The organism is Amycolatopsis sp. cg5 (assembly GCF_041346955.1).
GTDB lineage: Bacteria > Actinomycetota > Actinomycetes > Mycobacteriales > Pseudonocardiaceae > Amycolatopsis.
The window spans coordinates 2,858,949-2,880,557 of sequence record NZ_CP166849.1; the positions used below are offsets into that span (position 1 = coordinate 2,858,949).

Sequence of the window (21,609 nt, forward strand, 5' to 3'; positions counted from 1 at the left end):
AGAGTGTCAGGAAAGGGAAAGTCATGCACAAGTATGTGCGACGCGGCCTGACCGCCGCGTTCATCTCCGGCGGGTTCGTCCTGCTGGGGTCGGCGGTGGCCAGTGCCGACACCGGGAACTCCGGTCCGCTCGGCGGGCTCGGTGACACGCTGCACTCGGTGGTCGGCGGAACTGCCTCGGCGACCGGCAACGGCGGCGACGGCGGTGACTCGGGTGCCGGCGGGAACGCGAGCAGCAGCAACAACGCTGTCAGCGGGAACTCCGGTGACTCGGGCAACTCCGGTTCCACCGGGCACAACAGCGCCTACGGCGTCTGTGTGCTCGCGAAGTGCAGCACGTCGGTGTCCTCGGGCGACTCCGGGAACACCGGCGCGACCGGCTCGACCGGCAACGCGGGCAACACCAGCACCACGACGGGTGGCAACTCCGGGAACGCCGGCCACGGCGGCTCCGGGACCGCGGCGTCCTCCGGCGAGAACACGGCCGGGGCGCGGGGCGGGCACTCCTCGCGAGGCGGGATCCTCGCAGCCGTGGGCTCGGTGACCGGCACCGCGAAGGGCGGCAACGGTGGCAACTCCGGTGATGCCGGCAACGCCACCAGCGGCAACTCCGCCGTCAGCGGGAACTCCGGCAGCTCGGGCAACTCCGGCTCGACCGGCGGGAACAGCGCCTACGGCCTGTGCGTGCTGGCGACGTGCGACACCACGGTGACCTCGGGTGACTCCGGAGACACCGGCGCTACCGGGGCAACCGGTGACGCGAGCAACACCAGCGCCACCACCGGCGGACACTCCGGCGACGCGGGTAACGGCGGCGACGCCTCCGTCGTCAGCGACGGCCGGAATTCCGTGACGAACCACGGTGGGCACGGCTGGGGCTGGAACCGGCACGAGCAGGGCGGCCAGACGGGCGTCCTGGGCTGGGCCACGGGAACTGCCAGGGGTGGCAACGGCGGCAATTCCGGCGATGCCGGGAACGCCACCAGCGACAACAACGCGGTGACCGGGAATTCTGGCAACTCGGGTGACTCCGGTTCCACTGGTGGCAACAGCGCGATCGTGTGGACCGTGGGCGGTCAGCAGGAAGGCCGTGGCCACGGCTGCGGCTGCGGCTGGAACAACGACGGCACGAAGTCGAGCACCACGGTGACGTCGGGAAACTCCGGTGCCACGGGTGCCACCGGCTCGACCGGTAACGCGAGCAACACCAGCACCACCACCGGTGGGAACTCCGGCTGGGCGGGCAACGGCGGCGACGCCACCGTGGTCAGCTCCGCGCAGAACTCCGCGATGAACAACAGCGGACACCGCTGGAACTGGAACCGGCACAACCAGAGCGGCGACACGAGCGTTCTGGGTGTCGTGACCGGCGCCGCCAAGGGCGGTAACGGTGGCAATTCCGGCGACGCCGGAAACGCCACCAGCCGCAACAAGGCAGTGACGGGCAAGTCCGGCAACTCGGGCGACTCGGGCTCGACCGGCGGTAACACCGCCGTCACCTCGACCCGCGGGCACGAGCAGCAGGGCCGTCACCACGGTGGCTGGAAGCACGAGCACGGCACGACGTCGCACACCACGGTGACGTCGGGCAACTCGGGTGACACCGGCGTCACCGGCTCGACCGGCGACGCCTCGAACACCAGCACCACCACCGGCGGCAACTCCGGCCATGCGGGCAACGGCGGCGACGCCGACGTCACCGCCACCGGCTGGAACACCGCCCGTCATACCGTCTGACGGTTCGCGGGAAGCACCATGCGCGGGGCACCGGAGAGATCCGGTGCCCCGCGTTGTCGGGCGGGGAATGCCGATGGCCCAGCGCGAGCAAGGGCTCGCCGCGCTGCGACCAGCGGATCTCGTGTTCTATAGCCCCGGCAATATCCATCTATGTAGGCATCTATGTCGGCAACGGCCAGAGCGGTCATCGCAGTTAAGGACTTTTGAGCAGCATTGCGCCGACAGTCGGTTTCACTTCTAGTCTAGGTTTGCGATCCTCTACGAGTCTCTTGCCGTCCGGGCACAGGGAAGCTTGGGGAGGAGCGGTTAAGGTGAAGGAGCAGCGCGAGACTCGGCATCACACGATCGTGGTAGTGGATGTCGAAGGTTTCGGCGACCAGCGGCGCACCAACCTGCATCAACGCGCGGTACGCGACGGTCTTTATCAGGTTGTCAAAAAAGCGTTCGATAGTGCAGGCGTGCCTTGGAAAAGTTGCTACCACGAGGATCGCGGGGACTCGATATTCATACTGGTTCCAGCTGAAGCGGACAAAGCTGTTTTTGTCGAGGCGGTGCCGCCGCTGCTCGTGACAGGGCTGCGAGTGCACAATGACACCCACGCTGACGCTCAACGAATTCGCTTGCGCGTGGCACTGCACGCCGGAGAAGTCCATTACGACAACTATGGCGTCACTTCGTCCTCTCTCACTCTAACCTTCAGGCTCAACGACGCCGAGCCGTTGAAAGCCGCGCTAGCCGCATCGCCTGGGCTGCTGGCAATGATTGCCTCCGGGTGGTTCTTCGACGACGTTGTACGTCACACACCGGGCGCCGCACCGGCTACTTGGCGACCGGTTGAGCTGCAAGTGAAGGAGACCACCACCCTCGGATGGGTTACGTTGCCTGACCACCCGTACCCATCCGAAAGTGCCATCGCGACATTCTGCTCACCTGGCGGCGCCTCAGCTGTGGCGCCAGCCTCTGTCAGCAAGGGCGCGGCGATGGTGCCACGGCAGCTACCTGCGGCTGTGCGGGACTTTACGGGGCGCGTCGAGCACCTCACCACCCTTGACGCTTTGCTTCCCGGCAATTTCCATAAGCATGGTGGACGACAGTCCGCAGTGGTGATCTCCGCAGTAGACGGCACAGCCGGAATCGGCAAGACCACTCTCGCGGTGCACTGGGGACACCGTGTGGCCCATCACTTCCCCGACGGCACCTTGCACGCCAATCTTCGCGGCTACGGCCCTGGCGAACCCGCAACTCCTGGCGAGGTTCTTGAGCAGTTCCTGCGCGCCCTTGATGTCCCAACGCAGAAGATCCCCGCAGGTACTGAAGGGCAATCGGCACTGTTCCGATCCTTACTGGCAGGGAAACGGATGCTGATCGTCCTCGACAATGCGAACCATCCCGACCAGATCCGTCCTCTGCTGCCCGGAACGGCAGGATGCATGGTGCTGGTTACCAGTCGGGCGAGCCTCACGGGCCTCGTTGTGACCGAAGCAGCACACCGTCTCACTCTCGATCTGCTCACTCCACCCGAGGCGCACGAACTTGTCACTGGTGTCATCGGCTCCGACCGCACATTCAATGAACCTGGCGCGGTGCACGAACTGATCCGGCTGTGCGCGAGGCTGCCGCTGGCGCTGCGTATCGCTGCCAGCCGCATCGCCGACCACCCCCACACCACCGTCGGCGACATTGTCACCGAGCTTGCTGACGACCGCGCCCGGCTGGACGCTCTGAGCCTGGGCGGTGATGAGCGAGCGGCGGTGCGTGCGGTGTTCGACTGGTCCTACCGCCGGCTTTCAACTGATCAGGCCAGGCTATTTCGCCGCCTTGGACTCCATCCCGGGCCGGACCTGTCCTTGCCCGCCGCAGCTGCGGTTGCGGAGCTTGCCCCCATCGATACCCGGGCCCTCCTGGTCGCCCTGACCGAAGCGCACCTGATCGAACCCACGCCCCGCGGCCGCTACCAATTTCACGATCTGTTGCGGGCCTATGCCGCAGAGAAAGCTGAACAACATGATGCCCCGGCTGACCGTCGCCTGGCTCTCGACTCGCTGCTGGTGTGGTACACGCATACTGCTCATACAGCCAAAAGGCCTCCGCATCCTGCAAATACTTTGCAAACAAACGTTATAACCGAACCAGGCTATCCGTATCCGATCGGTACCTTCGCCGAAGCCTGGGACTGGCTTGGTGCAGAACGCGTGAATCTGCTCGCCGCCCTTGACTTCACTACGCGACATCAAATGAATCAACAGGTAGTCCGCCTGGCAGATATTTCCCACGTCGTGGGGGCCTTTGGTGATTGGCAAGACAAGATTATTGCCTTGGAGGCTGGGTTGAACGCAGCGCGTCGCATGGGGGGATCAGGTTTCCGAAGCGTGGTTCCTGGCCAGGCGCGGGGACACAGCGATTCGACTTCGTCAGTGGGATGTTGCTTACTCGGCCTGCACTGCTGCGGCGAGTATCGCGCAGGAATTAGATCACATAACGCTGCAAGTCTGGACGCTCAATTCACTTGGGTTGCTGGCGCTGCGAAGGCACCATTTCGCTGACGCGCTACCGCGGCTCGAGCGAGCGCTGCAACTGAGCGTGGGAATCGATACAGGACGCTGGGAAGCTGTGGTCGAGGGCAATATCGGATCGGCACTTACGGGACTTGGTCGCTACCGGCAAGCGCTTGAACACACCCGTCGCGGCTTGGCATTGCGTCGGAAGGCGGGAGACAAACCTGGTGAGGCACGTGCATTAACGCAGATCGCAAGGGCCTGGCAGGGACTTGAGGCGCACGATAAGGCCATCGCTTGCAGTCGGGAGGCGATAAACCTCAGTCGTACCACGGCCATCTTCTTGCGGGAACTCGCTCGTTCGCTTGACACCATCGCAATTTCACTGCACGTTCTGGGACAAGTCGAAGAGGCTGTCGGTTGTTGGCTTGAAGCTGCTGCCCTGTACGAGGACCACGGGCTTCCTCAGGATGCGGCTGACGTTCGCCAGCGTCTTCATCTCGCGCAGAGTGGCGGCGTCGTCGAGCAGTAGGTGGTCGATTCGGTGAACCTGGACATGGCTTGACGTGCATCGAGCCGCCGTGACTTGCCGCTGGCGGCTGCGCCTCGCTGCAGCTTTTCTGCGGTAGTGGGTGACCACCGCGATCGCGGTCGCGGTCGCGGTCGATGTCCTCCACCGACACAAGCTCGTCTGCCCGGACGTCGAGATCCGCAGGAATCAGGGAGAGGTCTCCGCTCAAGACGGGGGAGAAGTCGCCCCGGCTGACTCGGGAGGAGAAACGACCTCCCCAGTACTGGCCAACCCGAGCGGCGGCTCGCGATGAGCGCGAGGCCGGACACCCGCGCGGATACCCCGACCGTACAGCGCCGCAGGTGCGACACCTTCGTCGACGAGCTCGCCGCCGTCGACGAAGGCGCGGGCTGCTGCTGCCATCCGGGTTCCGCGCCGACCGGGGCTGGATGGATGTCATCGACGCCGACGACTTCGTCATCGGCGAAGCTCCCGCACCGGTCGCGGTGGTCACCGACAACGGGCCGTGCTTCCGCAGGACCGTGTTCGCGGAGGCGTTCACCGGCGACGACCCGCTGTTCCGCCCGTTAGGGGATGGGCTGCTGCAACAAGTCGATCATGCTCGGTCGTAGACCAGCGCCAGGCGTTGAGCCGCGGGTCGCTGTCCAAGTGGTGCGTCGTCGTCTCGGCGATGAGTTCCGCGAGCCCGCGGAGTCTGAACTGTCGGCCGACATAACCTCGCCACCGGTGTCCGGGGTCCGCGGACTGCCGCTCACCCCCGACGACTTCTTGCGCTGACGGCGGTATCTGGCGGCCCGGGGTCCTATGGCGCCGGATACCGCACGGCTGCGGGAAAGCAGTGCAGCAGTGCGGCGAGCCGCGCGGTATCGCCCGCCACCTCGGTGTCTGCCCGCTCGACGGCGTCGTGCAGCGCCGCACCGGCGAACACCAGATCGCGCAAGGTCGCCGCCTCCGGCACGGTCAGCAACGCCTCGGGTTCGGCGTGCTCACCGCGGTCCAACTCAAGGCGCCCGCCCGCAACGGTGATGCGGAACCGATCGCCCGCGACGTCCAGCTGGCAGCGCAGCGACAGCTCACCCGCCAGTGCCGGATCGAAGGTCGCGCGCAGGGCGAACAGCAGCGCGTCGACGCTCAGTTCCGCCGCGCCGTCCTCGGACAGCGGTGCGCGGCTGCCCCAGTGGGCGAGCGCGCGGAGCACGGGCTCCAGTTCCTGCCCGCGCTCCGTGAGTTCATACACGGCGGCGGGCGCGGGCGGTCCCAGACGCCTTCGCCGCACCAGGCCGTCGGCTTCGAGCTCGCGCAACCGCTGCGCGAGGACGTTCTGGCTCATCTGCGGCAGCCCGCGGTGCAGGTCGGAGTAGCGCTTCGGGCCGAAGATCAGCTCCCGCACGACGAGCAACGCCCACCGCTCGCCGACCGCATTCAGCGCTCGCGCGATGCCGCAGGGGTCGTCGAACAGTCGCTTCTTGCTCATGCACCCGATTGTACTTGCGCAACAGGTGTGAATGCTCCTAAATTAGGAGCGCAAATCTGTGGCCTCCGTCGACGGCGCCGTCATCGGCTACACACGGCACGGCGACGGGGCCCCCGGGTGGTCCTTGGTCGACATGCTCCGACGGTGACGACCACGCATCGAGAAAGGGAGAGAAGCAGTGAACGAGATGACACTTCGTGTGACGTCCGCCGACGGTACGAGGATCGCCTACGACCGGAAAGGCACTGGCCCGACAGTGATCCTCGTCGGCGGCACCCTGGACGACGGCGCTGAGAACGCGCCGCTGGCCCGGCTCCTTGCCAACCATTTCACGGTCTACAACTACGCACGACGCGGCCGGGCCGACAGCGGCAATACACCGCCGTACGCCGTGGCGCGGGAGGTGGAAGACCTCGACGCGCTGATTGCGGCAGCCGGCGGCTCGGCTCACTTGTACGGCGCCTCATCTGGCGGCGCCCTCGCGCTGGAGGCAGCAGCGGCAGGTTCGGCGATCGACAAGATCGCGGTGTGGGATGTGCCGTACGTGATCGGGGACGACCTGTGGCCGAGGTTCAACCAGTACCTCGCGGACACCCACGAGGCAGACAAAGCCGGCCGGGACGAGGAGCTACTGGAACTGTTCATGAGGCTTACCGGCGGACCCGACGCGGACATCGCGGCCGGCAAACAGCACCCGTTCTGGGCCTCGTCCGTCGCGCTCGCCCACACGCTCGTCAAGGACGCCATGGTCCTCAATGACTACAAGATCCCCACAAACCGGCTTGCCCGCATCACTCAGTCGGTCCTGGTGACCACCGAGGGTCCAACCACCCAGCCCCAGTTCGCAGGCCTCCCGGCCGACTTCTTCGACCGCGCCGCGAAAGCGATGATTGCTGCCATTCCCCAGACCGAACGACACACGCTCGACGGGCAGGGACACGTCGTCGACCCCGAACTCATGGCCCGTGCACTGAAGACGTTCTTCAACCAGTAACCCACGGGGGCGTCGGGGGGCGACATCGAAGCAATCCTCGAACACCGGGTCTCTGACACCACGCTGCGAGCCCGTCGCGATGCGTTCGACCGGATCATCGGACTCGACCTGTGTGCATCCTGTATGTGCCCCCGGTGCGACTCGAACGCACACTGGACGGTTTTTGAGACCGTTGCCTCTGCCGATTGGGCTACGGGGGCGCGATGCGAGGACTCTACGGGACGGCCAGTGACCCTCCGCAAGCGGGTTACCGGTCATCCCCAGGTGGGCGGCGTCACTCACGTGGTGAACGCCATCTGGCTGACTGGATCGTTCCCGGTAGGCTTTTGGTTCGCGGGAGACCGCGTGTCACATCCCCACGAGCCCTCAGGAGGACCCCGGTGACCGACCAGGCTGCCGAGGCCAACGGTGTTGCCACCGTGCCGCAACGTCGGGTGCTCGTCGCGGAGGACGAGGCGCTCATCCGGCTCGATCTGGTGGAGATGCTCCGCGAGGAGGGCTACCAGGTGGTCGGTGAGGCCGGTGATGGGGAACAGGCGATCAAGCTGGCCGCCGAGCTGAAGCCCGATCTGGTGATCCTCGACGTGAAGATGCCGAAGCTCGACGGGATCGAGGCCGCGGCCAAGATCACCGGGGACCGGGTCGCTCCCGTGGTCATTCTGACCGCGTTCAGCCAGCGTGATCTGGTGGAGCGGGCGCGGGACGCCGGCACCATGGCCTACCTGGTGAAGCCGTTCGCGAAGCGTGACCTTGTTCCCGCGATCGAGTTGGCCGTTTCCCGATTCGCTGAACTTCAGGCTCTCGAGTCGGAGGTGGCCGGTCTGACCGATCGGCTGGAGACGCGGAAGGTCATCGATCGGGCCAAGGGGCTGTTGATGACCGGCCAAGGGCTGACCGAACCCGAGGCTTTCCGATGGATCCAGCGCACCGCCATGGACCGCCGCACGACCATGAAAGCGGTCGCGGAAGCCGTCGTGGACAGCATCGGCTGACCTCCGCGTCACGAGGTGGGCACAACCCGACTGCCGGGGCTGGGCATTGTCACGTCCGGCCGCTAACTTCAGCGCCCGTGATGGAGGAACGAGTGTCGAGATCGCGGGTCATCGCAGCTGCCTTGGTCATCTCGCTGGTGGTGAGCGGCTGCGGGACGGATGACCCGCTAACCAGGGGGAGCGCCGAAACGGCAGCGGGCGCGGTGCCGAAGGTGGCCATTGACGCGGCCGATCCCAGGGGAGATGGGCTCGGGCAGTGCGCGAAGGTCGCGATCGCCTACGCCGGGACGATCAACGGGGAGAACGCCGCGCTCGGGCAGAACATCTTCTACGGCGTCGACCTCGCGGTCCAGCTGCACAATCGGGCGAACCCTGGGTGCCAGGTCGAACTGAAGCGGTACGACACCGAAGGGAAGGCCGAGAAGGCGCCCGGTGTCGTCAACGAGATCGTCGGAGAAAAGGCTGTGCTCGGCGTGGTGGGGCCGTCGTTCTCCGGTGAGGCGAAAGCGGTCGGCAACCTCTTCGACCAGGCTGGGCTGGTGCAGATCACGCCTTCGGCCACGAACAGCTCGCTGACCACGTATGGGTGGAAAACCTTCTTCCGGGGGCTGGGCAGCGACGCCGCGCAGGCGCCCGCGGCGGCGAAATTCCTCACCGGGATGCTCAAGGCCGCCAAGGTGTGTGTGGTCGCCGATGACACCCCGTTCGGTGTCGACCTGGGGAAGTCCGTGACGCAGGCGCTGGCGGGGACGTCCTCGTGCACGGACAGGGTCAAGACCAAGCAGACCGACTTCACCGCCGTGGTCACCAAGATGACCGCGGAAAAGCCCGACGCCATCTTCTACGCCGGTTACTACCCTGAAGCGGGGCCGCTGGCCCAGCAGCTCGACGCCGCCGGTGTCACGGCCAAGTTCGTCGGGCCGGACGGGGTCAAGAACGACGAGTTCATCCGGGCGGCGGGCAAGGCAGCCGCGAATGCCTACTTCACCTGCCCGTGCGTGCCGGAGGACAACTTCAGGGACTTCACCGTCGCGTACCGGAGCATGGAAGGCCACGCGCCGGGCACGTACTCGGCTGAGGCCTACGACGCCGCGACGATCCTGCTCAAGGGGATCGACAAGGGCATCGCCGACCGCGCCGGGCTGCTCGATTTCGTGCGCACCTATTCCGGGCAGGGACTGACCAAGCGGTTCCGCTGGGATAAGAACGGGGAACCGGAGGAAGCGCCGGTGTGGAGCTATCGGGTCGAAAACGGGAAGATCGTGACCAATGTCCAGATCAGCTAGGCGCGCGGTGGTGGTCTCGCTCGCACTCGCGGTCTCCGCCTGCGCGGCCGAGCCCGCTCCCGGGCCGGTGACCTACGACCTGGGCGCGCGGCCGGTGCGTGCCGGCGAGCAGGCGCTCAAGGTGTCACCCGCGCGCAATGGTGACACCGAGTTCACGCTGATCGGTTTGACGTCCGCCATTCCCACGATCACCGGCAGCCACGCTGAGTTCAACGCCAAGGGCAAGTTCACCAGGATCCGTCTCGTGGTGACCGGGACGGGCCTCAGCACCGTTCTCTTCGACGCCAGGCGCCAGCAGCTCGTGCTGGACGGTGGCGCCGTCGCCGACCCCGACCAGCAGGCGATGACCATCAAGCGGCAACCGGACAAATTCGACCTCGGCCCGACGGTCCGGGTCGAGTTCGATCTCTACTACGACATCGCCAAGGACGCGAAACCCGTCGCGCTGCGGGCTTTCGGCGGCCCGACGCTGATCGACGTCAAGAACCTCACCGGCACCGACATCAAACTGGCCTGAAACGTGGTGATGCCCCCTCCGCCAAGCGAAGGGGGCATCACCGAAAAGGCGTCAGACGCCCAGGTCGCCGCCGAGGTAGGCGGCCCGTACCTGCGGGTCGTCCAGCAGGTCGGCGCCGCGTGCGCTCTTGACCACCGCGCCGGTCTCCAGCACGTACGCCCGGTCGGACAGCTTCAGCGCCTGCTGCGCGTTCTGCTCGACCAGCAGCACCGTCGTGCCGCGCTTGTTGATCTCCTTGATGATGTCGAAGATCTGCGCGATCAGCTTCGGCGCCAGCCCCATGGACGGCTCGTCCAGCAGCAGCACCTTCGGCTTGGTCATCAGCGCGCGGCCGATGGCGATCATCTGCTGCTCGCCACCGGACATCGTGCCGCCGAACTGGGTCTTGCGCTCGTTCAGCCGGGGGAACAGCCCGTAGACCTCTTCGAGATCCGCGTCGAGCTTGTCCTTGCGGGTGTAGGCGCCCATCAGGAGGTTCTCCTGCACCGTCATGCCGGGGAACACCCCGCGGCCTTCCGGTGACTGGCCGATGCCCAGCATGACCCGCTTGTGGCCAGGCGTCTTCGAGATGTCCTGGCCGTTGAACAGGATCTGCCCGCTGGTCAGCGGACGCAGCCCGGAGATCGTCTTCAGCGTGGTCGTCTTGCCCGCGCCGTTGGCGCCGATGAGCGAGACGATCTCGCCTTCGTTGACCTCGAGTGAGATGCCCTTGAGCGCGGCGATCTTCCCGTAGTGGACGTTGATGTCCTTGACCTCAAGAAGCATCTTCGGACACCCCCAGGTAGGCCTCGATGACCTTCGGGTTGTTCTGCACCTCGTGCGGGAGCCCTTCTGCGATCTTCTGGCCGAAGTCGAGCACCGCGAGCCGGTCGGACACGTGCATGACCAGGCTCATGTCGTGCTCGATGAGGAGCACCGTGCGCCCGTCATCGCGGATCTTGCGGATGAGCTGCTGCAGTGAGACCTTCTCCGCCGGGTTCATGCCGGCGGCGGGCTCGTCGAGCAGCAGCAGCTTCGGGTCCGTCGCGAGCGCACGCGCGATCTCGAGCCTGCGCTGGTCACCGTAGGAGAGGTTCTTCGCCGCGTCGCTGCCACGGCCGGAGATGCCGACGAAGTCGAGCAGCTCAGCGGCCTTCTCGCGGCCTTGCTTCTCTTCCTTGCGGTGCCATGGCAGGCCGAGCGTCGCGCCGATCGCGCCGGTCTTGTGGTGCGCGTCGACGCCGACCATCACGTTTTCCAGCGCCGTCATGTTGTGGAACAGGCGGATGTTCTGGAAGGTGCGCGCGATGCCGCTCTTGGTGACCTTGAACCGCTTCATGCCGTTGATCTGGTCGCCGTTGAAGCGAACCTGACCCTCGGACGGCTGGTAAACGCCGGTGACCACGTTGAACACCGTGGTCTTGCCCGCGCCGTTCGGCCCGATGAGGGCGAAGATCTCACCCTCGTTGATGCTGATGTTGACTTCCTTCAACGCCACCACGCCGCCGAAGCGCATGGTCACGTTGTCGAGTTCGAGCACTGCGGTCATTTGGTTCCCACCTCCGCGGCGGTGGAGTCGGAGTCGGGGCCCGCGACTTCGCCGCCCATGGCCCCCATCCCGCCGGTTCCTTCTCTTAGTTCGGCTTTACGCTGCCTCGACGGCAGCAGGCCCTCCGGCCGCAGCGCCATCATCAGCACCAGCACGGCGCCGAAGGCGAGGATGCGGTACTCGGACAGGAAGCGGAACCTCTCGGGCAGCCAGCCGATCACGAAGGCGCCGAAGATGACGCCGGGCAGGTTGCCCGCGCCACCGAGCACGACCGCCGCGAGGATGGTCGCCGACAGGATGAACGGGAACGTCTCCGGCTGGATGAAGACCGCGCGGCTGGCGTGGATGCCACCGGCGAAGCCACCGATCATGGCGCCGATCGCGAAGGCCAGCAGCTTGAACTTGAACGTCGGCACGCCCATCAGCTCGGCCGCGTCCTCGTCCTCGCGGATCGCGGCCCATGCCCGGCCGACCCGGCTGCGGTGCAGCCGCACCGAGAAGATGATCACCAGCGTGATCGCGCCGACCATCAGGTAGTAGTACGGCGCCGCGTCCAGGATGAACTCCATGCCGAACACGGGTTCCGGGTGCGGGATGTTGGTGATACCGCGCGCGCCACCGATCTCGTCGGTGTTGTTCGCGGTGATCCGGACGATCTCACCGAAGCCGAGCGTCACGATCGCCAGATAGTCGCCGCGCAGCCGCAGTGTCGGCGCGCCGAGGATGACGCCGGACAGCGCGGCCAGGAAGATGCCGACCACCAGCGTGCCCCAGAAGGACCAGCCGTGCTTCGTGCCGAAGTACGCGAAGGTGTACGCGCCGATCGCGAAGAACGCCACGAAACCGAGGTCGAGCATGCCGGCGTGGCCGACGACGATGTTGAGGCCGACCGCCAGCAGAATGTAGGTGCCGACCGGGTAGACCAGCACACCGGTCCAGTCCGCGTCCGGCGACATGAACTGGCCGATCGCGGGCGCGGGCAGGATCAGAGCGAAAACGAGCAGTGCGATGTAAACGCCGTAGCGCTGCCACTGCGGGGCATCAGCCCACCAGTCACGCATTCCATCGATCGGATGGAAGCCTTTCTTTGTAGCCACTGCTTCGCCTTTCATGCGCGTGCCCTTTGCAGCGATTCACCGAGGATGCCGGTCGGGCGGAACATCAGCACGAGCACCAGGATCACGAACGCGGTGACGTCGTTCCACTGGGAGCCGAGGAAGATCGCGCTCCAGGTTTCGACCAGGCCGAGCACGATGCCGCCGAGCAGGGCGCCGCGCAGGTTGCCGATGCCGCCGAGCACGGCGGCGGTGAACGCCTTGATGCCCAGCACGAACCCGATGCGATAGTTGGTGTTCTCGATCTCCATTACGTACAGCGCGGCGGCCGCGCCTGCCATCGCGCCACCGAGGAGGAAGGTGATCCGCACGATCTTGTCGATGCTGACGCCCATCAGGACGGCCGCTTCCGGGTCCTGCGCGGTGGCGCGGATACCACGGCCGATCCTGGTGCGGCTGACCAGCTGGTCGAGGATGACCATCATGATCACCGCGGAGACGACGACCAGGATCTGGTCGGTGCGGATGTTGGCGTTGCCGATCGAGAAGACGGTGTCGCGGTCGACGAACCGGGGAGCGGACTGCTGGTTGCGGCCGGGCTTGCCGGTCAGCCAGTTGATGACCTCCAGCCCGAACAGCTCCTGCAGGAACAGGGAGGCGCCGATCGCGGAGATCAGCGCGGCCAGCCTGGTCGCGCCCTTCTTCCGGAGCGGCCGGTAGGCGATCTGTTCGAGCAGCACCGCGGCGCCGCCGGAGACGACCGACGCGATCAGCACGAGGAGCAGGAGCACGCCGATCATGGCGATGCCGCTCAGCGCGCCTGCCGGTGCGATCGCGGTGAGTGTGACCAGCGACGCGATCGTGCCGATCATGAAGATCTCGGAGTGCGCGAAGTTGATCAGCCGGAGTACGCCGTAGACCATCGTGTAGCCCAGCGCCACCAGCGCGTAGATGGAACCGATGACCAGGCCGCTGATCGTGCTCGGCAGGAACTGGTTCTGCAGTTCTTGAAGCATGACGTTTGTTGCCTTACCTGACGGGGCGAGGATGGTTCGCCACAGTTGCGGGGAACGGGGGTGCCGTGGTCACGGCACCCCCGTTCCCATTGAGGTTCTGCGCTGCTCCGTCAGTTGGTGAGCTTGGCCTCGGTCGAGGCGCCGATGTTCTTGATGGCGCCGCCGATCACCTGGTAGACGTAGATCGCGTTCGCTTCCGGCTCGCCGTTGTCCTTGAACTTGACCTTCTTGGAAATACCCTGGAAGTCAGCGGTCTTCAGGAACTCGTTGATCTTCTCGCCGGTGGTGTTCCCGGCTTCGACGGCCTTGATGATCGCGGTGGCCGCGTCGTAGCCCTCGGTCGCGTAGATGGCCGGGTCGACGTTGAACTTCGCCTTGTACTTGTCGGCGAATTCCTTGGCCGGGCCCTCGGAGGTGATGTTGCACGGGCAGCCGACGACGGCCTTCTCCGCGGCCGCGGCACCGGCGCCGGTGATGAGCTGCGCGTCGAGCGAGCCGTCGCCGGTGGCGAAGGTCGCGGTCACGCCGCCGTCACGCAGCTGCTTGAGCAGACGGCCGCCCTGGGCGTAGTAGCCACCGAAGGCGATGACGTCCGGGTTGGCCGACTTCACCTTGGACACGGTGGACGAGTAGTCCGAGGCGTCCTTCGAGAACTTGTCGCGCTCAAGGGCGACGCCCTTGTCCTGGAAGGTCTTCGCGAACGCGTCCGCGAGGCCGACACTGTATTCCTGGTCGTCCGAGAGCACGAAGGCCTTCTTCGGCGACTTGGCCTTGATCAGGAACTCGGCGATGCCGGGGCCCTGGTCGTCGTCGTTGGCGACGACGCGGTGCCAGTACTTCCAGCCGTTCTTGGCCAGGCCCGGGTTCGTCGCCGACGGCGAGACACTCGGGATCTTGCTCTGCTCCAGCGTGCCACCGATGGCCTTGGACTCACCCGAGAAGGCCGGGCCGATCAGCGCGGTGATCTTGTCCTGGGTGATGGCCGTGGTGATCAGGGTGGTGGCCTGTTCGGCCTTGCCCTGGCTGTCGTAGTTCTTCAGTTCCAGCTTGACCTTGGGGTTCTTCGCGTTGTACTCGTCGATCGCGAGCTTCGCGCCGTTGTTGGGCGGAATCACGATGCCGGAGTTTTCGCCGGTGAGGTCACCCATGAACCCGATCTTGAGGGTGGAGCCGTCTCCACCGCTCGACGGGCTGGTGCCGCCGGCGCAACCCGCCAGCACCAGCGACGTTGCCGTCGCAAGGACGAGAATTCGTCCCGTTCGCACTCGTGACACCGACTTACCTCCCATGACCAACCAGACCGCCGGGTAGGCGGCGCCCCCTCCGTCAGGGGCTGGGTTAGGGCAGGAAGATATCCTTAATGCCCCGGTTCTGCACAGGCGGACTCGCTACTCTGTGTCCACATCGTGACGGTCACACCTTGCATTTTTGCCCGAACGGGCGAACATTGATGTCTTATCATGTCTTCGCAGGTCAAGGCAGTTGCGAACGGTCACTGAGTAAGCCACTTGAGAGTGGGAAACTGTCGTCGCGAGCGTCAACCGGCGGGTAGCTTTGGTGACTCTGCGCTGAATGACGGCAGGACCGAGCACGCCGAATCCAGCGGGGGCGGCGGCGTTCTCGAATACTTTACGGGGGCCGTTTCGAGGCCATTCCCCGAGGCCCCTCGGGGCGTTCCGCGAGCACAACCACTGGTTGTCGTCATGGTCGGGAAAGCTGTTGGACCACCGCCCCTGCCAGGGGGTTTGCTGTTTTCAGGCCGGGCTCCAGAACGCGGAGCCCGCATACCGAAACCTGGGAGTGGCACATGAGCGAGCAGATCACCGGCACCGCGGCGGGCGTCCCCTTCGTGGCGCTCGGCCCGTCTTCGACGGAGCCTGCGCCGCTGGTGCTCACCTGGCACCTGATGCCGGGCAGCGCGGCCGAGATGGCCGCGGCCATCCCGCTGAGCGGCCTCGACGCCTGGCGGGTGCACTTCGACCTGCCGATGTTCGGCAAGAGGCAGCTCGACGGCGGATTCGCCGAGTTCTTCCGGCTGGCCAGTGAAGACAACGTGCTCAACATCGTCGAGCCGGTCACCGAGCGGGCGGCGGCCGAGTTCGGCGAGGCGGTCGCCGAGCTGCGTTCGCGGTTCTCCATCGCGGACGGGCCGGTCGGCGTGGTCGGCGGCTCGGCAGGCGGCGCGGTGGCGCTGGAGGTGCTGGCGCGGGCCGAACTCGAGATCGCGGCAGGCGCGCTGATCAACCCGGTGGTGCAGCTGCCGCCGGCGATCGCGGCGAACGAACGGCGCTACGACGTCAGTTACAACTGGACGGCTGCCTCGCGAGCGGTCGCCGATCGCTACGACTACCTCCGGCGCGCCGGCGAGCTCAAGCAGGACCTGCTGCTTGTCATCGGCGAAGACGACGACATCGCCATCCGCGAGCCGGCCGGTTTGCTGCACCGCGAGCTGCCGGACAGCGAGCTGGTCCGGATTCCGGGCCTCGCGCACGAGATCTACGACGAGGCTGGCGCGCCTGTCGGCGCCGCGGCGACCGTCGACAAGGTGCTCGCCGACTGGTTCAGCGGTCGCCTGGTGGCAGCCAGCTGAGTGCCGGGTCGTGGTCGCACCAGCCCGCGGCCCGGCTGGTGCGACCGGCGAGTGCGAGCAGCCTGCGCACCGGGGCGGGCTGCTTTCCCTTGCGCCACAGCATCGACCAGGGGAACAGCGGGGACGGCTCGAACGGAAGCACCCGCAGTTCGAGATCCTGGGCCAATTCCATGTCGGCGCCCGCCAGCGTCACGCGCTGCTTGCCGTAGCGGGTCTGCTCAAGGGTGTGCCGCAGGTCGTAGCTCACGCCGGAGTCGTCGATCGGCACCCCGAACGCGTCGCACATCCGCCGCAGGTAAGACAGCCATTCGATCGGCCCGGCGAGCGAGGGCAGCCAGATGCCGTCCTCGCGCAGGTCGGTCAGCTTGAGCACGTCGTTGGCCGCCAGCGGATGTTCCGGCGCGAGCAGCGCCACCAGCGGCTCCAGCCGGACGAGCCGGTGCTCGAGCTCATCCGGCAGCGGGCGGCCGAGGTCGCGCACCCGGCCGAACGCGATGTCGATCTCGCCGCGGACCAAGGGGTCGAGCGCGTTGGCGAGCCCCTGGCGGCTGCTGCGCTCGACCCGCAGGCCCGGTTCTTGCTCGGCGAAACGGCGCAGCATGAACAGCGGCGACAAGCGATTGTCGATGACGTCGAGCCGGACCGGCTGCTCGTCCGAGCCCATCGCGGCGACCGCGGCGTCGGCGACCCTGATCAGCTCACGCGCGTGCGGGAGGAACCGCTCGCCCTCGCCGGTCAGCTCCACGATCCGGTTGGTGCGTAAGAACAACTGGACTGACAAGGCGTCTTCCAGCTTGCGGATGCGCTTGGACAGCGCCTGCTGGGTCAGGAACAACGCCTCCGCGGCGCGGCTGAAATGCCGCTGGTCCGCGGTGACCAGGAAGGCGCGCACCTGCGCCAGGTCGAGATCCATCAGGCGCCCGGCGGCTTGTCCCTGACGACGCAGGTCAGGCGGGCGGTGCAGGTGCGGCGGCCCTGGTCGTCAGTGATGACGATGTCGGAGGTGATCGTGCCCCGGCCGACGTGCAGCGGCGTCGCGACGCCGGTGACCATGCCGGAGCGCACGGCGCGGTGGTGCGTGCAGGACAGCTCCAGGCCCATCGCGGCGCGGCCCTCACCGGCGTTGATCGCGGCCAGCGTCGAGCCGAGCGCCTCGGCGAGCACCGCGTTCGCGCCGCCGTGCAGCAGCCCGTACGGCTGCAGGTTGCCTTCGACCGGCATGGTGCCGACGACGCGCTCGGGCGAGGCCTCCACCAGCTTCATCCCGACCTTCTCGTTCAGCTGCTGGCCGGCGACCGCGGGGTCGATCCCGGACATCCGTTCCAGCTTCGCCAGGTCGATTTGTTCCGTCACGCATTGACTCCTTACCGATGCGACACGTAAGAGTGTCGGACCCTGACTCTAGACTCGGCCCCGTGAGCCCGAGTGAAACCCAATCAGTTGCCAGTGTCACATCCGGCGCGGACACCGCTGACCACGCCGAGCGGCCGAAGCTGCTGCTCATCGACGGTCATTCGATGGCCTACCGCGCGTTCTTCGCGGTGCCCGCCGACCGCTTCCGCACCTCGACCGGCCAGGTCACGAACGCGGTCTTCGGGTTCACCTCCATGCTCATCAACCTGCTGCGCGACGAGCAGCCGACGCACCTCGCGGTCGCGTTCGACCTCTCGCGCAAGACGTTCCGCTCGGAGACGTACGCCGAGTACAAGGCGGGCCGGTCCGCCACGCCCGACGACTTCAAGGGCCAGGTCGCGCTGATCCAGGACGTGCTGGCGGTGCTCGGCATCCCGGCGCTGACCAAGGAGAACTTCGAGGCCGACGACGTCATCGCCACGCTGACCACGCAGGCGATCGCGGACGACTACAGCGTGCTCATCTGTACCGGCGACCGTGACGCGCTGCAGCTGGTCAACGGCCAGGTCACCGTGCTGTACCCGAAGAAGGGCGTGTCGGAGATGACGCGCTACGACCCGGTGACCGTCGAGGAGAAGTACGGCCTCACCCCGGCCCAGTACCCCGACTTCGCGGCGCTGCGCGGCGACCCGTCGGACAACCTGCCCGGCATCCCCGGGGTGGGGGAGAAGACCGCGGCCAAGTGGATCAAGCAGTTCGGCTCGCTCGGCGACCTCATCGACCGCGTCGACGAGGTCAAGGGCAAGGTCGGCGACGCGCTGCGCGAGCACCTGTCGAGCGTCCAGCTCAACCGCCAGCTCACCGAGCTGGTCCGCGACGTCGAGCTGGAGCTCACGCCGCAGGAGCTGGAGCTGCGCCCATGGGACCGCGACGCGGTGCACCGGCTGTTCGACGAGCTCGAGTTCCGGGTGCTGCGGGACAGGCTGTTCGCGACGCTGTCGAGCGCGGAACCCGAGGCCGAGGAAGGCTTCGACGTCTCCGGCGCCGCGCTGGCGCCCGGCGCGCTCGCGGGCTGGCTGACCAAGCACGCGTCCGGCACGGACCCGGTCGGCCTCGCGTTCCGCACCACCGGCGCTTCGGTGCTCTCGGACGTCCAGGCGATCGCGTTCGCCGCGCCGGACGGCCAGGGCGCGCACCTCACGGTGTCCACAATGGACGCCGAGGACGACAAGGCGCTGGCGGACTGGCTGGCGAACCGGGCGGCGCCGAAGGTCGGGCACTCGATGAAGGTCGCGCTGCACGGGATGCTCGCGCGCGGCTGGAAGTTCGCGGGCCTGAGCATGGACACCGAGCTGGCCGCGTACCTGGTGCGCCCGGGTCAGCGCTCGTTCGAGCTGGACGACCTGGTGCTGCGGTACCTGCAGCGCGAGCTGCGCGCGGAGTCCGACGGCGGCGACGGCCAGCTGTCGCTGCTCGACGGCGGCGCCGAGGACGCGGACGCCAAGCTCGTCGACGCCGAGCTGGTCAAGGCGCGCGCGATCGCCGAGCTGTCGGCCGCGCTGCGCAAGGAGCTCGACGACATCGGCGGCCGCGAGCTGCTCGCCGACATCGAACTGCCGCTGCTGGAGGTCATCACCGACCTCGAAGCCGCCGGTATCGCGGTGAACGTCGAGCAGCTCACCGAGCTGGAGGAGCACTACGCCTCACGAGTCCGGCAGGCGGCCGACGAGGCGTACAAGGTCATCGGCAAGCAGATCAACCTCGGCTCGCCGAAGCAGCTGCAGGTCGTGCTGTTCGACGAGCTCGACATGCCGAAGACCAAGCGCACCAAGACCGGCTACACCACGGACGCGGACGCGTTGCAGGGCCTGTTCGAGAAGACCGGGCACCCGTTCCTCGAGTACTTGCTGGAGCACCGCGACGCCACCAGGCTGCGCGTCACCGTCGAAGGCCTGCTCAAGGCCGTCGGCGACGACGGCCGCATCCACACCACGTTGCAGCAGACCATCGCCGCGACCGGCCGTCTGTCCTCTGTGGACCCGAACCTGCAGAACATCCCGGTCCGCACCGAGGAAGGCCGCCGCATCCGCGAGGCGTTCGTGGTCGGCGACGGCTTCACCGACCTGATGACCGCCGACTACAGCCAGATCGAAATGCGGATCATGGCGCACCTGTCGAAGGACGAGGGCCTGATCGAGGCCTTCAACACCGGCGAGGACCTGCACACCTTCGTCGCGTCGCGCGCCTTCTCGCTGCCCCCGGAGGAGGTCACGCCGGAGCTGCGCTACCGCGTCAAGGCCATGTCGTACGGCCTGGCGTACGGGCTCTCGGCGTACGGCCTCGCCCAGCAGCTGAAGATCTCGAACGACGAGGCCAAGGAGCAGATGGAGGCGTACTTCACCCGGTTCGGCGGCGTGCGCGACTACCTCCAGTCCGTGGTCATCGACGCGGCCAAGGTCGGCTACACCGAGACCGTCTTCGGCCGCCGCCGCTACCTGCCGGACCTCAACTCCGACAACCGCCAGCGCCGCGAGATGGCCGAGCGCATGGCCCTCAACGCCCCCATCCAGGGCAGCGCCGCCGACATCATCAAGGTCGCGATGCTCAACGTCCACCAGGCGCTCGCCGCCTCGGACCTGCGCACCCGCGTCATGCTCCAGGTACACGACGAACTCGTCCTCGAGGTCGCCGAAGGCGAGCGCGAAGCCGCCGAAGCCTTGGTACGCAAGGAAATGGGCTCAGCCTACGAACTCGCGGTACCCCTTGAGGTCTCGGTCGGCTTCGGCCACTCCTGGAACTCGGCCGCCCACTGACCTGACCGGGATAAAGCCCGCTTTACTCCCGGGAGTAAAGCGGGCTTTATCCCGTGCCCACAACGACGTCCTCAAGCGGCGTCGTTCGCCTGAGCAGGAACACGGCGACCAGCGCGACGCCCGCGAGCCCGGCCAGTATCGAGAACCCGGTCGTGAACGAGCCCGTCGAGTCCTTCAGCCCGCCGAGCACCGCGGTGAACGCGAACCCGCCCAGGTTCGCGCACGAGTTCCCGAAGCCCGAGCTGAACCCGGCCGTCCGCTGCCCCAGATACGTCAGCCCGACGCTGAACAGTGGCCCGAAGTACAGCTGGATGAACAACGCGTTCACCCCGACCAGCAGCACCAGCGGGACGAGCCCGTCGACCAGTGGCAGCACCGCGAGCGACAACCCGAGCATCGTCAGCGAAACGGCGATCACCGTCAGCGGCCGGTGCAGCCGGTCGGAAAGCCACCCGCCGAGCAGGTTCGACGGCGCCGTCAGCAACGCGCCCGCCGCCGCGACCGCGCCCGCGAACGCCAGCGTCTGGCCCTTTTCCGAGACCAGGTAGCTCGGCAGCCAGAACGTGAAGCCCTGCACCAGCGAAAGCCGGACGAACTGGATCACCCCGACCAGCCACAGCGCCGGATGCCGGAACAGCCGCCGGATCTCCGCCGCCCGCGGATGCGTGCCCGGCTCCCGGTGCGGCGACACGCCGACCCGGAAGTACAGCGCGACGCACGCCAGTCCGATGCCGCCGAACAGCACGAACAACCCCTGCCAGCCGAGCGGTCCGACCAGCACCGGCCCCAGCGCGTTGAGCAGCACGCTCGACGAGAATCCGCCCGCGACGTACAGGCCCATCGCCGTCGCGCGCCGGTTCGGCGGGAACTGGTCGCGGATCAGCACCATGCCGGGCGCGAAGATCAGCGCGCGGAAGAAGCCCGACAGCACCTGGACCACCAGCAGCCAGCCGTACGACCCGATCACCGAGAACAGCAGTGACATCGCGTTGGTGCCGAGCAGCCCGACGCAGAACAGCCGTTTCGGGTCGAAGCGGTCGGTCAGCCAGCCCGACGGCACCTGCATCAGCGCGTAGACCAGCATCGACACGGCGGCGAGGTTGCCTGCCTGGCTGAACGTCAGCCCGAGGTCGGCGCGGATCAGCGGCAGGAACAGCGAGATCCCGCCGAACACCAGCGACTGGCTGCTCTGCCCGAGCACGATCAGCCCGATGTTCCAACCGCGCAT

18 protein-coding genes, 1 tRNA gene and 1 pseudogene are annotated in these 21,609 nt (G+C 66.9%); 10 read left to right on the top strand and 10 right to left on the bottom strand.

Annotated features, from left to right (window positions below; genetic code table 11):
- The first annotated feature begins 23 nt into the window (after positions 1-23).
- From AB5J62_RS13110 to AB5J62_RS13125, 4 genes and pseudogenes are all read left to right on the top strand, one after another.
- Positions 24-1,736, top strand: coding sequence for a beta strand repeat-containing protein (locus AB5J62_RS13110; RefSeq protein WP_370948485.1), 1,713 nt, complete (start codon positions 24-26; stop codon positions 1,734-1,736).
- A gap of 311 nt (positions 1,737-2,047) precedes the next feature.
- The gene (locus tag AB5J62_RS13115; protein WP_370948486.1) at positions 2,048-4,279 is read left to right on the top strand and encodes an NB-ARC domain-containing protein; all 2,232 of its coding nucleotides are present in this window, start codon (positions 2,048-2,050) and stop codon (positions 4,277-4,279) included.
- Between the two features lie 67 nt (positions 4,280-4,346).
- Positions 4,347-4,499, top strand: a pseudogene (locus AB5J62_RS13120) (hypothetical protein); the annotation flags it as partial.
- 692 nt (positions 4,500-5,191) lie between these two features.
- Entirely contained in the window at positions 5,192-5,374 is a 183-nt protein-coding gene (locus tag AB5J62_RS13125) for a hypothetical protein (protein ID WP_370948487.1), read from the top strand.
- A gap of 191 nt (positions 5,375-5,565) precedes the next feature.
- On the opposite strand, the gene AB5J62_RS13130 is transcribed toward AB5J62_RS13125, so the two are convergent.
- Complete coding sequence (locus AB5J62_RS13130) at positions 5,566-6,237, bottom strand: winged helix-turn-helix transcriptional regulator (protein ID WP_370948488.1); 672 nt, start codon at positions 6,235-6,237, stop codon at positions 5,566-5,568.
- A 187-nt stretch (positions 6,238-6,424) separates the two neighbouring features.
- Between AB5J62_RS13130 and AB5J62_RS13135 the strand changes: the two genes are divergently transcribed.
- Positions 6,425-7,231, top strand: coding sequence for an alpha/beta fold hydrolase (locus AB5J62_RS13135; RefSeq protein ID WP_370950250.1), 807 nt, complete (start codon positions 6,425-6,427; stop codon positions 7,229-7,231).
- Between the two features lie 126 nt (positions 7,232-7,357).
- Here AB5J62_RS13135 and AB5J62_RS13140 read toward each other — a convergent pair.
- Positions 7,358-7,431: transfer RNA gene (locus tag AB5J62_RS13140), tRNA-Leu, on the bottom strand.
- 180 nt (positions 7,432-7,611) lie between these two features.
- On the opposite strand from AB5J62_RS13140, the gene AB5J62_RS13145 reads away from it, so the two are divergent.
- The 3 genes from AB5J62_RS13145 to AB5J62_RS13155 all read left to right on the top strand — a co-directional run bounded on the left by AB5J62_RS13145 (position 7,612) and on the right by AB5J62_RS13155 (position 10,026).
- Positions 7,612-8,223 (top strand): ANTAR domain-containing response regulator, encoded by a 612-nt coding sequence (locus tag AB5J62_RS13145; RefSeq protein ID WP_091298543.1) that lies wholly within the window; start codon positions 7,612-7,614, stop codon positions 8,221-8,223.
- Between the two features lie 80 nt (positions 8,224-8,303).
- Positions 8,304-9,509, top strand: coding sequence for a branched-chain amino acid ABC transporter substrate-binding protein (locus tag AB5J62_RS13150; protein ID WP_370950251.1), 1,206 nt, complete (start codon positions 8,304-8,306; stop codon positions 9,507-9,509).
- The gene (locus tag AB5J62_RS13155) at positions 9,493-10,026 is read left to right on the top strand and encodes a hypothetical protein (protein ID WP_370948489.1); all 534 of its coding nucleotides are present in this window, start codon (positions 9,493-9,495) and stop codon (positions 10,024-10,026) included. The genes AB5J62_RS13150 and AB5J62_RS13155 overlap by 17 nt, the downstream gene beginning before the upstream one ends.
- Before the next feature lie 51 nt (positions 10,027-10,077).
- Here AB5J62_RS13155 and AB5J62_RS13160 read toward each other — a convergent pair whose 3' ends face one another.
- From AB5J62_RS13160 to AB5J62_RS13180, 5 genes are all read right to left on the bottom strand, one after another.
- A complete protein-coding gene (locus AB5J62_RS13160; protein ID WP_370948490.1) occupies positions 10,078-10,791 on the bottom strand; it encodes an ABC transporter ATP-binding protein in 714 nt (237 codons plus the stop codon).
- Positions 10,781-11,554 carry an ABC transporter ATP-binding protein gene (locus tag AB5J62_RS13165; protein ID WP_370948491.1) on the bottom strand — a complete coding sequence of 258 codons (774 nt, stop codon included), beginning with the start codon at positions 11,552-11,554 and terminating at the stop codon, positions 10,781-10,783. Before AB5J62_RS13165 ends, AB5J62_RS13160 begins: the two co-directional genes overlap by 11 nt.
- Positions 11,551-12,666, bottom strand: a complete 1,116-nt coding sequence (locus AB5J62_RS13170) for a branched-chain amino acid ABC transporter permease (RefSeq protein ID WP_370948492.1) — start codon at positions 12,664-12,666, stop codon at positions 11,551-11,553. The genes AB5J62_RS13165 and AB5J62_RS13170 overlap by 4 nt, the downstream gene beginning before the upstream one ends.
- The gene (locus AB5J62_RS13175) at positions 12,663-13,625 is read right to left on the bottom strand and encodes a branched-chain amino acid ABC transporter permease (protein ID WP_370948493.1); all 963 of its coding nucleotides are present in this window, start codon (positions 13,623-13,625) and stop codon (positions 12,663-12,665) included. Before AB5J62_RS13175 ends, AB5J62_RS13170 begins: the two co-directional genes overlap by 4 nt.
- A 110-nt stretch (positions 13,626-13,735) precedes the next feature.
- Entirely contained in the window at positions 13,736-14,899 is a 1,164-nt protein-coding gene (locus AB5J62_RS13180) for a branched-chain amino acid ABC transporter substrate-binding protein (RefSeq protein ID WP_370948494.1), read from the bottom strand.
- 533 nt (positions 14,900-15,432) lie between these two features.
- Here AB5J62_RS13180 and AB5J62_RS13185 point away from each other — a divergent pair.
- On the top strand, positions 15,433-16,215 hold the full coding sequence (locus tag AB5J62_RS13185) for an alpha/beta fold hydrolase (protein WP_370948495.1): 783 nt from the start codon (positions 15,433-15,435) through the stop codon (positions 16,213-16,215).
- On the opposite strand, the gene AB5J62_RS13190 is transcribed toward AB5J62_RS13185, so the two are convergent.
- Entirely contained in the window at positions 16,187-17,128 is a 942-nt protein-coding gene (locus AB5J62_RS13190; protein ID WP_370948496.1) for a LysR family transcriptional regulator, read from the bottom strand. The genes AB5J62_RS13185 and AB5J62_RS13190 overlap by 29 nt on opposite strands.
- On the bottom strand, positions 17,128-17,532 hold the full coding sequence (locus tag AB5J62_RS13195) for a PaaI family thioesterase (RefSeq protein WP_370950252.1): 405 nt from the start codon (positions 17,530-17,532) through the stop codon (positions 17,128-17,130). Before AB5J62_RS13195 ends, AB5J62_RS13190 begins: the two co-directional genes overlap by 1 nt.
- 98 nt (positions 17,533-17,630) lie before the next feature.
- Here AB5J62_RS13195 and polA point away from each other — a divergent pair, with 98 nt between their 5' ends.
- Positions 17,631-20,381: a DNA polymerase I gene (gene polA / locus AB5J62_RS13200; protein ID WP_370948497.1), complete on the top strand. Its 2,751-nt coding sequence runs from the start codon at positions 17,631-17,633 to the stop codon at positions 20,379-20,381.
- Between the two features lie 46 nt (positions 20,382-20,427).
- Here polA and AB5J62_RS13205 read toward each other — a convergent pair whose 3' ends face one another.
- Positions 20,428-21,609 (bottom strand): MFS transporter, encoded by a 1,182-nt coding sequence (locus AB5J62_RS13205; RefSeq protein WP_370948498.1) that lies wholly within the window; start codon positions 21,607-21,609, stop codon positions 20,428-20,430.

Coding starts and splice junctions, on each gene's coding strand:
- AB5J62_RS13185 (WP_370948495.1), top strand. CDS start 15,433: ATGAGCGAGCAGATCACCGGCACCGCGGCGGGCGTCCCCTTCGTGGCG.
- AB5J62_RS13155 (WP_370948489.1), top strand. CDS start 9,493: ATGTCCAGATCAGCTAGGCGCGCGGTGGTGGTCTCGCTCGCACTCGCG.
- AB5J62_RS13175 (WP_370948493.1), bottom strand. CDS start 13,625: ATGCTTCAAGAACTGCAGAACCAGTTCCTGCCGAGCACGATCAGCGGC.
- AB5J62_RS13165 (WP_370948491.1), bottom strand. CDS start 11,554: ATGACCGCAGTGCTCGAACTCGACAACGTGACCATGCGCTTCGGCGGC.
- AB5J62_RS13160 (WP_370948490.1), bottom strand. CDS start 10,791: ATGCTTCTTGAGGTCAAGGACATCAACGTCCACTACGGGAAGATCGCC.
- AB5J62_RS13130 (WP_370948488.1), bottom strand. CDS start 6,237: ATGAGCAAGAAGCGACTGTTCGACGACCCCTGCGGCATCGCGCGAGCG.
- AB5J62_RS13125 (WP_370948487.1), top strand. CDS start 5,192: ATGGATGTCATCGACGCCGACGACTTCGTCATCGGCGAAGCTCCCGCA.
- AB5J62_RS13195 (WP_370950252.1), bottom strand. CDS start 17,532: ATGTCCGGGATCGACCCCGCGGTCGCCGGCCAGCAGCTGAACGAGAAG.
- AB5J62_RS13150 (WP_370950251.1), top strand. CDS start 8,304: ATGGAGGAACGAGTGTCGAGATCGCGGGTCATCGCAGCTGCCTTGGTC.
- AB5J62_RS13170 (WP_370948492.1), bottom strand. CDS start 12,666: ATGAAAGGCGAAGCAGTGGCTACAAAGAAAGGCTTCCATCCGATCGAT.
- AB5J62_RS13190 (WP_370948496.1), bottom strand. CDS start 17,128: ATGGATCTCGACCTGGCGCAGGTGCGCGCCTTCCTGGTCACCGCGGAC.
- AB5J62_RS13205 (WP_370948498.1), bottom strand. CDS start 21,609: ATGCGCGGTTGGAACATCGGGCTGATCGTGCTCGGGCAGAGCAGCCAG.
- AB5J62_RS13135 (WP_370950250.1), top strand. CDS start 6,425: ATGACACTTCGTGTGACGTCCGCCGACGGTACGAGGATCGCCTACGAC.
- AB5J62_RS13110 (WP_370948485.1), top strand. CDS start 24: ATGCACAAGTATGTGCGACGCGGCCTGACCGCCGCGTTCATCTCCGGC.